This window comes from Streptomyces sp. NPDC058674, from assembly GCF_042716505.1.
Lineage (GTDB): Bacteria > Actinomycetota > Actinomycetes > Streptomycetales > Streptomycetaceae > Streptomyces.
Window position 1 is genome coordinate 27,594 of the sequence record NZ_JBHXSC010000010.1, and the last position, 14,537, is coordinate 42,130.

Here is a 14,537-nt window from a genome sequence, read left to right on the forward strand (position 1 = left end):
GCCCCCGTCCGGCTTCCCGGGACCGTTCAGGGACACCGCCTGAGCCGAGCCCTCCGTGTCGGCGCTGGCCCGGTCGAAGCCCCGGTCCGGTTGCCCGGGACCGTTCAGGCACCCCGCCGGGTCTCCACGGCCCCGTGTCGGCGGCGGTCCGGCCGCAGTTTCCGGCCGGCCGGGGCCGCCGCTCAGGCGTGCCGGCGGATTCGGGGGCCCCGGCAGGCGGGCGCGTCAGATGCCCAGGGTGGCCGTCGTCAGTTCGGCCACCGCCGACTTCTCGCCGTCCAGGGTCACCGCGGCAGCGTCCTGGCGGCCGAAGCAGAACAGCGTCAGCTCTCCCGGCTCGCCGGTCACCGTCACCACCGGCGCGCCCCTGCGCGCCACCGCCGTCCGGCCGTCCGGCCGCCGCAGTACCAGGCCCACCGGCGAGCGCCGCCCCGTCAGGCGGGCCAGCTTCTCCAGCCGGGACCACAGCGAGTCCGAGAACACCGGGTCCAGCTCCCGCGGCGACCAGTCCGGCTGCGCGCGCCGGACGTCCTCCGCGTGCACGTAGAACTCCACCGCGTTGGCCGCCTCGTCGATCTGCTTCAGCGCGTACACGGAGAACTTCGGTGGCCCGGTCCGGATCAGCCGGACGAGCTCCTCGTACGGCTTCGCCGTGTACTCGTCCATCGCCTTGTCCAGCCGTGCCTTCAGCACGTTCAGCAGCAGCCCGCCCGCCGCGTCCGGCCGCCGCTCCCGGACCACGACGTGCGCGGCCAGCTCCCGGCACGTCCAGCCGTCGCACAGCGTCGGCGCCTCCGGTCCCGCCGCCTCCAACAGGTCCGCCAGGAGCAGTCGTTCGCGCTTCGCATGGGTAGACATGCGGGCCAGCCTACGGCCGGAACCCGCCCCGTGCCCGCCCATCAGGCGGACGGAGATCCATCAACGGTCCCGCCGCCCGGCACAATGGCCGCATGAGTACGTCCCCCCGCCCCGACACCCTCGACCCCGCCATCGCCGCGCGCCTCAAGCGCTCCGCCGACGGCCTGGTACCGGCCATCGCCCAGCAGTACGACACCGGAGAGGTGCTCATGCTCGGCTGGATGGACGACGAGGCCCTGCACCGCACCCTGACCACCGGCCGCTGCACGTACTGGTCCCGCAGCCGGCAGGAGTACTGGGTGAAGGGGGACACTTCCGGCCACTTCCAGCACGTGAAGTCCGTCGCCCTCGACTGCGACGCCGACACCGTGCTCGTCAAGGTCGACCAGGTCGGGGCCGCCTGCCACACCGGCGCCCGCACCTGCTTCGACGCCGACGTCCTCCCGATCGCCGCAGCCGAGAACAGGTAGGTTTGCCCGCCATGGATCTTGAGACGTTCCGCAAGCTCGCGGCCGACCGCCGCGTCATCCCCGTGAGCCGCAAGCTGCTGGCCGACGGGGACACCCCCGTCGGGCTCTACCGCAAGCTCGCCGCCGAACGCCCGGGAACCTTCCTGCTGGAGTCCGCCGAGAACGGCCGCTCCTGGTCCCGCTACTCCTTCGTCGGCGTGCGCAGCGACTCCACGCTGACCGTGCGCGACGGCCAGGCCCACTGGATCGGCACGCCGCCCGTCGGCGTGCCGACCGGCGGAGACCCGCTCGACGCCCTGCGCGCCACCGTGGAGACCCTGCACACCCCGCGCGACCTCGCCGGAGGGATGCCGCCCTTCACCGGCGGCATGGTCGGCTACCTCGGCTACGACATCGTGCGCCGGCTGGAGCGGATCGGCGAGCACACCGCGGACGACCTCGAACTGCCCGAGCTGACCATGCTGCTCACCTCCGACCTGGCGGTCCTGGACCACTGGGACGGCACCGTCCAGCTCATCGCGAACGCCATCAACCACAACGACCTGGAGTCGGGGGTCGACGAGGCGTACGCCGACGCCGTGGCCCGCCTCGACGCCATGGAGGCCGACCTCGCCCGGCCCGCGCCCTACACGCCCACCCCGCTGCCGGTGTCCGAGCTCCCGGAGTTCTCCGCGCTGTGGGGCGGCGAGAAGTACCAGGACGCCGTCGAGGACATCAAGGAGCGCATCCGCTCCGGCGAGGCCTTCCAGGTGGTGCCCTCGCAGCGGTTCGAGACCCCCTGCCGGGCCTCCGCGCTGGACGTCTACCGGGTGCTGCGGGCCACCAACCCGTCCCCGTACATGTACCTCTTCCGCTTCGAGAACGGCTTCGACGTGGTCGGCTCCAGCCCCGAGGCGCTGGTCAAGGTCGAGGACGGCCGGGCCATGGTCCACCCCATCGCGGGCACCCGGCACCGCGGGGCCACGCCGCAGGAGGACCACGACCTCGCCGAGGAGCTGATGGCCGACCCCAAGGAGCGCGCCGAGCACCTCATGCTCGTCGACCTCGGGCGCAACGACCTGGGCCGGGTCTGCGAGCCGGGCTCCGTCGAGGTCGTCGACTTCATGTCCGTCGAGCGGTACTCGCACGTCATGCACATCGTCTCCACGGTCACCGGCCGGGTCGCCGAGGGGAAGACCGCCTTCGACGTGCTCACCGCCTGCTTCCCGGCCGGCACCCTCTCGGGCGCGCCCAAGCCCCGCGCCATGCAGATCATCGAGGAGCTGGAGCCCTCCCGCCGCGGCCTGTACGGCGGCTGCGTCGGCTACCTGGACTTCGCCGGGGACTCCGACACGGCCATCGCCATCCGCACGGCGCTGCTGCGCGACGGGACCGCGTACGTCCAGGCGGGCGCGGGGGTCGTGGCCGACTCGGTGCCCGAGCTGGAGGACCAGGAGTGCCGGAACAAGGCCGCCGCCGTGCTGCGCGCGGTGGGAGCGGCGAACCGCCTCCACGGCGCCTGAGGGCGTAGGGGATAGTGGGGTGCGTGAGTGCCGTACCCCCGCCCCGAAACGATGCCGCCGCCGACAGGCCGGAACCGGACACCCCGGAACCCGGTGCCCCGGAGGCCGGCGGCGCCCCCGGCGGCCGCCGCAGCGTGGCCGTCGCGCTGCTGCTCGGCGCGCTCGGCGCCACCGTCGTCCTGCTGGCCTCCGGCCGGACCTGGGCCCGCGGCACGGCCGCCCTCGGCGCCGACGCGCTGCCGCTCAGCGCGGACGGGCGGGCCGTCACCGGCCTCCCCGCGGCGCTGGCGATCGTGGGCCTCGCGGCGCTGGTGGCCGTCTTCGCCGTGCGCGGCAGGAGCCGGCTCCTGGTCTCCGCACTGCTGGCGCTCAGCGGCCTGGGGGCGGCCCTGTCGGCCGTCTTCGGCGCCGACGGCCGGCAGGCCCTGGACGCGGAGGCGGCCCGTACGACCGCGGACACCGCCGCGCAGGTGGCCGGGCTCACCCACACGGCGTGGCCGTACGTCACGGCCGCCGGCGCGGTCCTGATCCTGGCCGCCGGACTGCTGGCCCTGCGCTTCGGCCGGAGCTGGCCCTCGATGGGCGGCCGCTACGAGCGCGACGGAAGCCCCCGCACCCCGAAGGCCGCGCCGGTCGACCCGGACCGGCCGGAGGACCTGTGGAAGGCTCTGGACCGCGGCGAGGACCCGACCCGCTGAACGAACCCCCCGCCCGGTGCGGGACAATGGCACCGAGCGTCCGACACAGCACGTGCGACAGAGCAACGAGGAGCAACTCATGGCGGGCAATAGCCACGGACACACCCCGGCCGCCTGGACCGGTGTAATGATCGCCTTCATCGGTTTCTGCATCTCCGGCGCATTCATGGTGCTGGCGAACCCGCTCGGCTTCTGGGCCGGCCTCGTCGTCGTCGCGCTCGGCGGTGTCGTGGGCCTGGGCATGAAGGCCGCGGGGATGGGCGCGCCCAAGGTCGCCCACCGCGACCTCGCCGAGCTCATCGCCGCGGACAAGGCTCCGGCCAAGGTCTGAGGAACGGCGCTCGTCGGAAGGCGCGGCCCCGCCGGGCTGCGCCTTCCGCCGTGACCGGAGAGAATCAGCGGGTGGACGCCCCCCGCACCCCCGAAGCCGCGCCGCCGCCCGCGGCGCCCGTACCGCCCGCGCCCGCGCCGCCGCTGCCGGGCGGGCCGGTGCGTCCGGCGCCCTCCGGACGGGCCTCACGGGCCCGGCGGGCGGCCGCTCCGGTGCTCACCCTCGCGGCGGCCGTCTCGGCCTTCGAGTACGTGGGGGCCGTCGACCCCAACGAGCCCGGCCACTATCCGGTCTGCCCGCTGTTCCGGCTGACCGGCATCCTGTGCCCCGGCTGCGGCGGCCTGCGCAGCGCGCACGCGTTCGCCCACGGCGATCTGGCCGCGGCCCTCGGGGCGAATGCCCTCGCCGTCGTCGGCTACGTCTTCTTCGCGGGGTTCACCGCTCTGTGGCTGGTTCGCGCCGTCCGCGGCGGTCCTGCCCCGAGCCCGGCCCTGAAGCCGGTGTACTGGTGGGGCATCGGCCTGCTGGCCCTGGCCTTCGCCGTCGTCCGGAACCTGCCCTTCGGCTCCGCGCTGGCGCCCTGATGTCCGTACGCGGGCCGTATGAAGCCCGGATTCCGAATGTCCAGTTACTGGGACGCGGTCAACCGGGTGCGGGGGGTCAGGCCTCCTGCGGATACCATTTGAGTGCTGACCTTGCAGTTGTACGTGTCTGCAAGGCGGCCGACCGTCATCGACCCGGAAGGGGGCCGCTCGCGTGAGTGTGCTCGACGAGATCATCGAAGGGGTCCGCGAAGACCTTGCCGAACGGCAGGCCCGCGTGAGCCTCGACGAGCTCAAGGAGCGTGCCGCCAAGGCGCCCCAGGCCAAGGACGGCGTCGCCGCTCTGCGCGGCGACAGCGTCAAGGTGATCTGCGAGGTCAAGCGCTCCAGCCCCTCCAAGGGCGCGCTGGCCGCTATCGCCGATCCGGCAGGGCTCGCCGCCGACTACGAGGCGGGCGGTGCGGCGGTCATCTCCGTCCTCACCGAGCAGCGCCGCTTCGGCGGCTCCCTGGCCGACCTGGAGGCCGTCCGCGCCCGCGTGGACATCCCGATCCTGCGCAAGGACTTCATCGTCACGGCGTACCAGCTCTGGGAGGCCCGCGCCTACGGCGCCGACCTCGTGCTGCTGATCGTCGCGGCCCTGGACCAGGAAGCCCTCGTCTCCCTCATCGAGCGGGCCGAGTCCATCGGTCTCACCCCGCTCGTCGAGGTCCACGACGAGGAGGAAGTGGAGCGCGCGGTCGCCGCCGGCGCCAAGATCATCGGCGTCAACGCCCGCAACCTCAAGGACCTCAAGGTCGACCGCTCCACCTTCGAGCGCGTCGTCCAGGAGATCCCGGCCCACATCGTCAAGATCGCCGAATCCGGCATCCGCGGGCCGCACGACCTGATCGCCTACGCCAACGAGGGCGCCGACGCCGTCCTGGTGGGGGAGTCCCTGGTGACCGGCCGCGACCCGAAGTCGGCCGTGGCCGACCTCGTCGCCGCAGGCGCCCACCCCGCCCTGCGCCACGGGCGGAGCTGACCCGTCCCATGACCCGCGACCGCCCCTCCGTCCGCACCCGACCCGGCCGTCGCGGCCCGGTCGGCGTGCAGACGGCGCACGCGCCGCTGGCGCGCGGCTGCCGCCCCCGCGGCTGCCGCGCCCCGGCCCGGCGCGTGCACGGGCGGCGGGTCCGCTACGTGATCGGCTCCGAGCCCGGCCAGGTCAACGGCATGCGATGGCGCCTCGGAAGCGCGCCGTAACGGCACATGCGCACGGCCGACGCCGCGCGCATCCGCCGCGGACCGTCGCCCCGGGCCGCCGGCCCCGGGCACGGGCCGCTCCGCAGCGTATTCAGGCACGCCGAAAGGTGTGTGTGCCACGGGCGGACGGCGCAATACGGTGAAGAGCACTTCCGCCGCATCTCGCACCCGTAGGAGCACTGGACATGTCCAGCGAGTTCTTCATTCCGGACCCGGAGGGTCACGTCCCCAACGCCGAGGGTTACTTCGGTGACTTCGGCGGCAAGTTCATCCCGGAGGCGCTCGTCGCCGCCGTGGACGAGGTCGCCGTCGAGTACGAGAAGGCCAAGGGCGACCCGGCCTTCGCGGCCGAGCTCAACTCGCTCATGGTCGACTACACCGGCCGGCCGAGCGCGCTCACCGAGGTGCCCCGCTTCGCCGGGCACGCGGGCGACGCGCGGATCTTCCTCAAGCGCGAGGACCTGAACCACACCGGCTCGCACAAGATCAACAACGTGCTGGGCCAGGCACTGCTCACCAAGCGCATGGGCAAGACCCGCGTCATCGCCGAGACCGGCGCCGGGCAGCACGGCGTGGCCACCGCCACCGCCTGCGCCCTCTTCGGCCTCGACTGCACCATCTACATGGGCGAGGTCGACACCCGGCGCCAGGCGCTCAACGTCGCCCGGATGCGCATGCTGGGCGCCGAGGTCATCGCGGTGAAGTCCGGCTCCCGGACCCTGAAGGACGCCATCAACGAGGCGTTCCGCGACTGGGTCGCCAATGTGGACCGGACCCACTACCTCTTCGGCACGGTCGCCGGCCCCCACCCGTTCCCCGCCATGGTGCGCGACTTCCACCGGGTCATCGGGGTCGAGGCCCGGCGCCAGATCCTGGAGCGCGCCGGACGGCTGCCCGACGCCGTCGCGGCCTGTGTCGGCGGCGGCTCCAACGCCATCGGCCTCTTCCACGCCTTCATCCCCGACGCGGACGTCCGCCTGGTCGGCTTCGAGCCCGCCGGGCACGGGGTCGAGACCGGCGAGCACGCGGCCACGCTGACCGCGGGCGAGCCCGGCATCCTGCACGGCTCCCGGTCCTACGTCCTGCAGGACGAGGAGGGCCAGATCACCGAGCCGTACTCCATCTCGGCCGGCCTGGACTACCCGGGCATCGGCCCGGAGCACTCCTACCTGAAGGACTCCGGCCGCGCCGAGTACCGCGCGGTCACCGACGACGCCGCGATGCAGGCCCTGCGGCTGCTCTCCCGCACGGAGGGCATCATCCCGGCCATCGAGTCGGCGCACGCCCTGGCCGGCGCCCTGGAACTGGGCAGGGAGCTGGGCAAGGACGGCCTGATCGTGGTCAACCTGTCCGGCCGCGGCGACAAGGACATGGACACCGCCGCCCGCTACTTCGGCCTGTACGACACCGACGGGGAAGTCGCCGAGAACGAGTTCTCCGAAGGGGACGACAAGTGAACGCCACCACCCCGGCCGGGACGGGAACCGGCACCATCGACCTGCTGAGCGCGACCCTCGCCAAGGCGAAGGCCGAGGACCGGGCCGCCCTGGTCGCCTACCTCCCCGCGGGCTTCCCGACGGTCGACGGCGGCATCGAGGCGGTCAAGGCCGTCATCGCGGGCGGCGCCGACATCGTCGAGATCGGGCTCCCGCACAGCGACCCGGTCCTGGACGGCCCGGTCATCCAGACCGCCGACGACATCGCCCTGCGCGGCGGAGTGAAGATCGCGGACGTGATGCGGACCGTACGGGAGGCCCACGAGGCCACCGGCGCCCCGATCCTGGTGATGACGTACTGGAACCCCGTCGACCGCTACGGCGTCGAGCGGTTCACGGCGGAGCTGGCCGCGGCGGGCGGCGCCGGCTGCATCCTGCCCGACCTGCCGGTCCAGGAGTCCGCGCTGTGGCGCGAGCACGCGGAGAAGCACGGTCTGGCGACCGTCTTCGTCGTGGCTCCGAGCAGCAAGGACGCCCGCCTGGCCACCATCACGGCGGCCGGGTCCGGCTTCGTCTACGCCGCCTCCCTGATGGGAGTCACCGGCACCCGCGAATCGGTCGGCAACCAGGCCCAGGACCTGGTGTCCCGGACCCGCGCCACCACCGATCTGCCGGTCTGCGTGGGGCTGGGCGTCTCCAACGCCGCCCAGGCCGAGGAGGTCGCCGGATTCGCCGACGGCGTGATCGTCGGCTCGGCGTTCGTGAAGCTGCTGCTGGACGCGCCGGACCTGCCGGCCGGTCTGGCCGCGGTGCAGGCGCTTGCGGGCGAGCTTGCGGAAGGCGTACGCAGGTCCTGACGCCGAGCGGGTACCGAGACGGGTTCCGTAGCCCGATCGGGTGGATGTGGCAGCGGGGAGGCACGCGAGTGCCTCCCCGCTTCGTTTGGCCGCACGTGAGCGAGAAGAACGACGGTGCGAACCGCGATGCGACGAAACGATCGGCCCGGGAGCGACTCCAGGAGGAGCGCCAGCGGGAGAAGGCCAGGGACAGGCGGCGGCGGACCCTCGTCGTGTCGGCGGCGGTGGTCGGCGTACTGGGCCTGGCCGCCGTCGTCGGCCTGATCGCGGCCAACACCGGCAAGAGCGGCGGGGACAAGGCGGGCCCGGTGGTCGCCCCCTCCGGGGCCACCGGCAAGGACGCGCTCGCCATCCAGACGGGCAAGGACGGGGCCCCGTCCACACTCACCGTGTGGGAGGACTTCCGCTGTCCCGCGTGCAAGGCCTTCGAGGACGCCTACCGCGAGACGGTCCACGACCTGGAGGCCAAGGGCCTGCTCAAGGTCGACTACCACATCGTCACGCTCATCGACGGGAACATGGGCGGCAGCGGCTCCCTGAAGGCGGCCAACGCGGCGGCCTGCGCCCAGGACGCCGGCAAGTTCCCCGCCTACCACGACCTGCTCTTCCAGAACCAGCCGCAGGAGGTCGACGACGCCTTCGGCAAGAACGCCAAGCTGCTGGAACTGGCCGGCAAGGTCGAGGGACTGGACACCCCCGCCTTCCGGTCCTGCGTCGAGGACGGCACCCACAACAGCTGGGTCGGCAAGTCGCAGGACGCCTTCCGGGCAGGGAAGTTCCGGGGCACGCCGACCGTGCTCCTCGACGGCAAGGACATCTTCGCCGACCAGGGCGACCCGCTGACCCCGCAGAAGCTGAAGGAGAAGGTGGAGGCCGCGGGCAAGGGAACGGGCAAGGCCTCGCCTTCGCCCGCGCCGACCCCCGGGTCCGGCTCCGTGTCCGGCGGCGGCGCGAAGGCCTCGCCGTCGGCCACCGCCTCCCGGAACCGGCCGAGCGCCCCCTCGGAGAACTGAGCGGCTTCCGGGCCGTGTGTGGATTCGGTTTCGGCTTGCCGGGTGGTTGCGGTCCGCACCACCCGGCAGGGTAGCGTCAGGTCTGCCATGAACATTGCTTACATCCCCAGCCCGTCGACCGGCGTGATCCACCTCGGACCGATCCCGCTGCGCGGCTACGCGTTCTGCATCATCATCGGCGTCTTCGTCGCCGTCTGGCTCGGCAACAAGCGGTGGGTCGCCCGGGGCGGCAAGCCGGGGACCGTCGCCGACATCGCCGTGTGGGCGGTGCCGTTCGGCCTGGTCGGCGGGCGCCTCTACCACGTGATCACCGACTACCAGCTCTACTTCGGCGAGGGCCGCAACTGGGTCGACGCTTTCAAGATCTGGGAGGGCGGCCTCGGCATCTGGGGTGCGATCGCGCTCGGCGGGGTGGGTGCCTGGATCGGCTGCCGGCTGCGCGGCATCCCGCTGCCGGCCTGGGCGGACGCCCTGGCCCCCGGGATCGCGCTGGCGCAGGCCTGCGGCCGCTGGGGCAACTGGTTCAACCAGGAGCTGTACGGCCGGGCCACCGACCTGCCGTGGGCGGTGGAGATCAGCGAGGGCCCGAACCGGGACGCCGGCACCTACCACCCGACCTTCCTGTACGAGTCGCTGTGGTGCGTCGGTGTCGCCGTGCTGGTGATCTGGGCGGACCGCCGCTTCCGACTCGGCCACGGCCGGGCGTTCGCGCTGTACGTGGCCTCGTACTGCGTGGGCCGCGGCTGGATCGAGTACATGCGCGTCGACGAGGCGCACCACATCCTGGGCCTGCGGCTGAACGTCTGGACGTCGATCGTCGTCTTCGTGCTCGCCGTGGTGTACCTGGTGCTGTCGGCGAAGCGGCGGCCGGGGCGCGAGGAAGTCGTCGAACCCGACGCCGGTGTCGCGGTCTCCGCCAAGGACGCCGAAGCGGACTCGGACGCCACCGACGCGAGCCCGGCGGGGGGTACGCCGAAGCCTGAGGACACCCCGGTGCAAGACGCGGAACCGGAGTCCTCCGTGCTGACCAAGGCCGAAGCCAAGACGACGCCGAAGGCCGACGCGCCGGGCGAGCCGAAGGGCGGCGTCGCGGCGAACCTGTCCAAGACCGCCCCGGCCGACCCGGTCGTGGACGAGACCCCGGAGGCGGGGAAGGTCTGACCGGAACGTTCGAGGAGGGGTGTCGCGTACGCTGCGGCGCCCCTCTTCGCATGTCGTCGTCCACGTGAGAGACGCGGTTGCCTCCTCTACCGCGACCGCTGTCGGAAACGGGTAAAGAAGGCACCGGACTTTCCGGTTCGCCACGTCGGCCTTCGGTGAATGACGCGTCATTGCATAGCCGATTTTCGGCCACTCGGTCTGACGTGAAGATGGAATGCGCGGCTATTGGAGCTCGCGTTGACAGGAAAGGTGGCCGGACGGCAACCAAAGGTGCCGACCGGGAAGGTTTCCCGATCGGCACCTGTAATGCGATATCTGAGGCTAGTACTGGGAGGACTCGCCGGTCACCCTCGGGGTGGGGACCCTGACCCTGCCCATGTCGGCGAGAGCCGCCTCCGACGGGAACTGGAACGTCCGGTATCCGGTCACCACGAGGTCCTGCTTTCTCAGGACCCGCAGGGCCTGGTCGAGGGTGCCGGTGCTCACGGACAACGCGTCCGCCAGGTCGGACTGGGTCGGTCCGGCGATCATCCTGCCGAACTCCCGGCATGGGACGGCGCAGGAGCGCAGTAGGTGGACGAAGAGCCCCGCCAGGCGTTCCTCGGGACGCAGGCCGGGACGGTTGTAGACCCGCGCGGTCTCCTTGATCCGGTCGCCGACGGATGCGGCGACGGCCATGGCGATCACCGCGTTGTGGCGGGCCATCAACCGCATCCGATCCATGGTGATGGTCAGGGTCAGGGTTCGGTGGAGGCACCTCGTGGTCGGTGGGATCAGGGTGTCGTCGCAGATCTCCATGTCGCCCAACACGGCGCCGGCGCCGAGGATGCGCACCGTCGTCGTGTCGCCGTACGAGGTCTCCTCGGCCACGCAGCCGCTGAGCACGATGTGGACCATCGAGCCGTTCGAGCCGCGCAGGAGGTCTTGGCGGTCGTAGGAGCGCCGCTGCAGCAGGGTCACCATCTCGTCAACGTGCGACTCCGGCAGGCGCCGCATGAAGGTGTTGTGCTGCAGCATCGCGGCGACGGAACGGTGTTCGGGCAGGAAGCGGGCACGGCCGGTCTGCTCGTGCACCGCGTACACGTGGCTGCCGATGAGCATCGGTTTCTCGATGACCTCGCGCCAACGGGCCGTCATCGGGAACCTGCGATTTCCTGTGCAGGCGGCGGCGTCGCCGCGCCGGCGGGAGAGGCGGGGGTCGGCGCGGCCGGCGAAGCCGGGGCGGGGGCCGGGACCCCGGGCGTCGGCGGGGCCGGCGTCCGCGTGCCGGGTGCCCCGGCATCCGGCCGGAGCGCACTGAACAGCGGAGGGAAGGTGGGCACGAGGAAGGTGATCGCCACGATGACGGCGACGATGCGCGCGGGGGTCGAGGAAAGCTTCTTGATCGCGTAGCCGGTCAGCAGGGCGACGATCGCGACCATGGCCACCGAGGCGAGAAGAAAGGCGTTCACGGGCTATTCCGATCTGGCGGAGTTCAGGTGGAGTGGAGGGCTCAGCTTTTGGAGTTTGTGTGGAGAGTGCACGCAGATTGGTGGTCTGCTGATCGGCCGATTGGTGGTCCGCTGATCGGGTGGCTCTCGCAATCGAGAGCATATATCACGGGCGGGTGAGAGCTGTAGCTTCGAACCCCTCACTGGTTGTCACGGCCGGAGACCGGCGAAATGCGTTACGGACCGGTAATTACGCGGCTTTGGGGAAAAGGCCGAACGCATGAGCTGGTCACCAGTTGTGTGCGGGAACGGAAAAAACACCCAGCTTTGGGGAATGTTGACGACGCCGCCCTAGTTGAATGTGTCAGAGCTGGCGTCAGAGTCTTGGAGGGCTCAGCGCGGCTTGGTCGGGTGGGGGCCCGCGTCGGGTGGTGCCGTGCGGGTCTCCCCCGGCCCCTTGAGCAGGAGGAACGGATCAGGATGAAGCGATTCGACTCCTGATGGGCGGCGCCGAGGGCGCCGCCCATCAGTGTTTTACGGGAGGATCATGTGCGCAGCCCGGAGGGGTAAGGGGTCGCCTCGCCCGCAAGCCGTGATGACGGTGCAGTAACGGTACAGCCACTCTCAGACACCGCCGAGACCGCTGTATCCGGAGCAGCCCGCCTCGCCGGCCCTTCGGAGCACGATGAGGGCGAAGGCCCGCCGGTACGGGGGGTGACGGGCGACGGTGCGGCGCCGCGGTGTGGCATAGATCACCCACCCGCCCTCCAGTCTCGGCCTGACGGCCGGACGCGCGAGCGGCAAGGCTCAACGCGCAGCAGCCCGGTGCGACAGCGCCAGGGTGCGGTGCGCCGCGGCCACCACGGCCGGGTCCACGAAGCGGCCGTCGGGCAGGGCCAGTGCGCCCGGGGTGGCCCGGGCGGCGCTGAGGACCTCGTGCGCGGCGACGACCTCCTCGGGCGCCGGGACGTACGCCCGTTCGATCACTGGCAGCTGACGGGGGTGGATCGCCGCCCGGCCGAGGAAGCCCAGGGACCGGCCGCGGGCGCAGGAGGCGGCCAGGGCCTCCAGGTCCCGGATGTCCGGGAACACGGACTGGGCGGGAGGCGCCAGCCCCGCGGCCCGGGCCGCCACCACCACCCGGGAGCGGCACCAGTCCAGACCCGCCTCCGCGCTGACGGCGAGATCGGCCCGCAAATCCGCCTCGCCCAGGGACAGCCCGCGCAGGGCGGGGTGGGCGCGGGCGATCTCGTACGCGTGCTCCACGCTCAGCGCGGATTCCAGCAGCGCGTGGAGACCGACGCCGCCGGTGCGCTCGGCGACGGCCGTGACCTGCCCCGGGGCGCTGATCTTGGGCAGTCGCAGCCCGGCCAGGCCGTGCAGGCCCGCCAGCGCGGCGAGGTCGGCGCCGCCCCACGGGGAGTCGAGGGCGTTGACGCGCACGTGGACGGGGAGCGGGGGCCGCTCGCCGAGCAGTTCCGCCGTCGCGGCCCGCGCGTACTCCTTCCGGGAGGCAGGCACGGCGTCCTCCAGGTCCACGATGACCGCGTCCGCGCCGCAGGCCAGGGCCTTGGCCACCACCTCGGGGCGGTCGCCCGGTGCGTAGAGCCAGGTCAGGATCACAGGACCCCCTCGGTCCGCAGGGCGTCGATCTCGGCCCCGCTCAGGCCGAGTTCGGCGAGGACCTCGTCGGTGTCCGCGCCGTGGGGGCGGCCCGCCCAGCGGATTCCGCCGGGGGTCCCGGAGAGCCGGAAGAGCACGTTCTGCATCCGGATCGGGCCGAGCTCGGGGTCCTCGACCTCGGTGACCGTGTCCAGGGCCGCGAACTGCGGATCGGCCATGACGTCCCGCACGTCGTAGACCGGGGCCACCGCGGCCTGGGCGTCCTCGAAGGCGGCCACGACCTCGTCCGCCTTGTGGCGGGCGATCCAGCCGCCCACGGCCTCGTCGAGCACGGGCGCGTGGGCGGCCCGGCCGGAACCGGTCGCGAACCACGGCTCGGCGATCAGCTCGGGCCGGCCGACCAGGCGCACCACCCGCTCCGCGATGGACTGGGCGGAGGTGGAGACCGCCAGCCAGCGCCCGTCGAGGCTCCGGTAGGTGTTGCGGGGGGCGTTGTTCGTGGAGCGGTTGCCGGTGCGTCGCTGGACGTAGCCGAGCTGGTCGTACCAGAGCGGGTGCGGGCCCAGCACGGTGAGGATCGGCTCGATGATGGCCAGGTCCACGACCTGGCCCCGCCCGGTCCGGTCGCGTCCGGCGAGCGCGGTCATGACGGCGTACGCGGTGGTCAGGGCGGCGATCGAGTCCGCGAGGCCGAAGGGCGGCAGGGTCGGCGGCCCGTCCGGCTCCCCGGTGATCGCGGCGAAGCCGCTCATCGCCTCGGCGAGGGTGCCGAAGCCGGGACGGTGGGCGTACGGGCCCTGCTGGCCGAAGGCCGTGACGCGGGCCAGGACCAGGCGCGGGTTGACCGCCGACAGCTCCGGCCAGCCCAGGCCCCACTTCTCCAGGGTGCCGGGGCGGAAGTTCTCGACGATCACGTCGGCGGTGGCGGCCAGGCGCAGCAGGGTGTCCCGGCCGCCGGGGGTGGACAGGTCGAGGGTCATCGTCCGCTTGTTCCGGCCCAGCAGCTTCCACCACAGGCCGACACCGTCCTTGGCGGGGCCGTGGCCCCGGGAGGGGTCCGGGCGGCCGGGGTGCTCCACCTTGACCACCTCGGCGCCGAAGTCGCCGAGCAGGGTCGCGGCCAGGGGGCCGGCGAAGAGGGTGGCGAGATCGAGGACGCGCAGCCCCTGGAGGGGCCCGGGCCCGGGGGCCGGTCCGGGTCCGGGTCCGGGCCCTGGCTCTGGTCCGGGCCCTGGCCCTTGTCCGGGCCCTGGCTCTTGTCCGGGCCCTGGCTCTGGTCCGGGCCCTGGCTCTGGTCCGGGCCCTGGCTCTGGTCCGGGCCCTGGCTCTGGTCCGGGCCCTGGCTCTGGTCCGGGCCCTGGCCCTTGTCCG

General features: G+C 72.6%; 15 protein-coding genes and 1 pseudogene. 11 read left to right on the forward strand and 5 right to left on the reverse strand.

Annotated elements, in window-relative coordinates; genetic code table 11:
• Positions 1-225: 225 nt before the first annotated feature.
• Positions 226-858 (reverse strand): TIGR03085 family metal-binding protein, encoded by a 633-nt coding sequence (locus ACFWU6_RS08020; protein WP_383812138.1) that lies wholly within the window; start codon positions 856-858, stop codon positions 226-228.
• A gap of 92 nt (positions 859-950) precedes the next feature.
• Here ACFWU6_RS08020 and hisI point away from each other — a divergent pair, with 92 nt between their 5' ends.
• From hisI to lgt, 11 genes are all read left to right on the forward strand, one after another.
• The gene (gene hisI / locus ACFWU6_RS08025) at positions 951-1,328 is read left to right on the forward strand and encodes a phosphoribosyl-AMP cyclohydrolase (protein WP_383812136.1); all 378 of its coding nucleotides are present in this window, start codon (positions 951-953) and stop codon (positions 1,326-1,328) included.
• Between the two features lie 11 nt (positions 1,329-1,339).
• Positions 1,340-2,830, forward strand: coding sequence for an anthranilate synthase component I (locus tag ACFWU6_RS08030; RefSeq protein WP_383812134.1), 1,491 nt, complete (start codon positions 1,340-1,342; stop codon positions 2,828-2,830).
• A 14-nt stretch (positions 2,831-2,844) separates the two neighbouring features.
• A complete protein-coding gene (locus ACFWU6_RS08035) occupies positions 2,845-3,528 on the forward strand; it encodes a TIGR02234 family membrane protein (protein WP_383812132.1) in 684 nt (227 codons plus the stop codon).
• Between the two features lie 79 nt (positions 3,529-3,607).
• Positions 3,608-3,859: an HGxxPAAW family protein gene (locus tag ACFWU6_RS08040; protein WP_383812130.1), complete on the forward strand. Its 252-nt coding sequence runs from the start codon at positions 3,608-3,610 to the stop codon at positions 3,857-3,859.
• Positions 3,860-3,930: 71 nt separating this feature from the next.
• A complete protein-coding gene (locus ACFWU6_RS08045) occupies positions 3,931-4,443 on the forward strand; it encodes a DUF2752 domain-containing protein (protein ID WP_383979323.1) in 513 nt (170 codons plus the stop codon).
• Between the two features lie 172 nt (positions 4,444-4,615).
• Positions 4,616-5,425 carry an indole-3-glycerol phosphate synthase TrpC gene (gene trpC / locus ACFWU6_RS08050; protein WP_383812126.1) on the forward strand — a complete coding sequence of 270 codons (810 nt, stop codon included), beginning with the start codon at positions 4,616-4,618 and terminating at the stop codon, positions 5,423-5,425.
• Positions 5,426-5,433: 8 nt separating this feature from the next.
• Complete coding sequence (gene trpM, locus ACFWU6_RS08055; RefSeq protein ID WP_383979326.1) at positions 5,434-5,646, forward strand: tryptophan biosynthesis modulator TrpM; 213 nt, start codon at positions 5,434-5,436, stop codon at positions 5,644-5,646.
• A gap of 185 nt (positions 5,647-5,831) precedes the next feature.
• Positions 5,832-7,103 carry a tryptophan synthase subunit beta gene (gene trpB / locus ACFWU6_RS08060; RefSeq protein WP_383812122.1) on the forward strand — a complete coding sequence of 424 codons (1,272 nt, stop codon included), beginning with the start codon at positions 5,832-5,834 and terminating at the stop codon, positions 7,101-7,103.
• Positions 7,100-7,939 (forward strand): tryptophan synthase subunit alpha, encoded by an 840-nt coding sequence (gene trpA, locus ACFWU6_RS08065; protein WP_383812120.1) that lies wholly within the window; start codon positions 7,100-7,102, stop codon positions 7,937-7,939. Before trpB ends, trpA begins: the two co-directional genes overlap by 4 nt.
• 95 nt (positions 7,940-8,034) lie before the next feature.
• The gene (locus tag ACFWU6_RS08070; RefSeq protein WP_383812118.1) at positions 8,035-8,952 is read left to right on the forward strand and encodes a DsbA family protein; all 918 of its coding nucleotides are present in this window, start codon (positions 8,035-8,037) and stop codon (positions 8,950-8,952) included.
• Between the two features lie 87 nt (positions 8,953-9,039).
• Complete coding sequence (gene lgt / locus ACFWU6_RS08075; RefSeq protein ID WP_383812116.1) at positions 9,040-10,113, forward strand: prolipoprotein diacylglyceryl transferase; 1,074 nt, start codon at positions 9,040-9,042, stop codon at positions 10,111-10,113.
• Between the two features lie 321 nt (positions 10,114-10,434).
• On the opposite strand, the gene ACFWU6_RS08080 is transcribed toward lgt, so the two are convergent.
• The 4 genes and pseudogenes from ACFWU6_RS08080 to ACFWU6_RS08095 form a co-directional block, all read right to left on the reverse strand.
• Positions 10,435-11,250: a Crp/Fnr family transcriptional regulator gene (locus ACFWU6_RS08080; RefSeq protein ID WP_383812114.1), complete on the reverse strand. Its 816-nt coding sequence runs from the start codon at positions 11,248-11,250 to the stop codon at positions 10,435-10,437.
• Positions 11,247-11,564 (reverse strand): hypothetical protein, encoded by a 318-nt coding sequence (locus ACFWU6_RS08085; RefSeq protein ID WP_383812112.1) that lies wholly within the window; start codon positions 11,562-11,564, stop codon positions 11,247-11,249. Before ACFWU6_RS08085 ends, ACFWU6_RS08080 begins: the two co-directional genes overlap by 4 nt.
• 786 nt (positions 11,565-12,350) lie before the next feature.
• Positions 12,351-13,166 carry an HpcH/HpaI aldolase/citrate lyase family protein gene (locus ACFWU6_RS08090; RefSeq protein ID WP_383979329.1) on the reverse strand — a complete coding sequence of 272 codons (816 nt, stop codon included), beginning with the start codon at positions 13,164-13,166 and terminating at the stop codon, positions 12,351-12,353.
• A pseudogene (locus ACFWU6_RS08095) lies at positions 13,163-14,353 on the reverse strand (CaiB/BaiF CoA transferase family protein); the annotation flags it as partial. The pseudogene ACFWU6_RS08095 and the gene ACFWU6_RS08090, both read right to left, overlap by 4 nt.
• Positions 14,354-14,537: the final 184 nt, after the last annotated feature.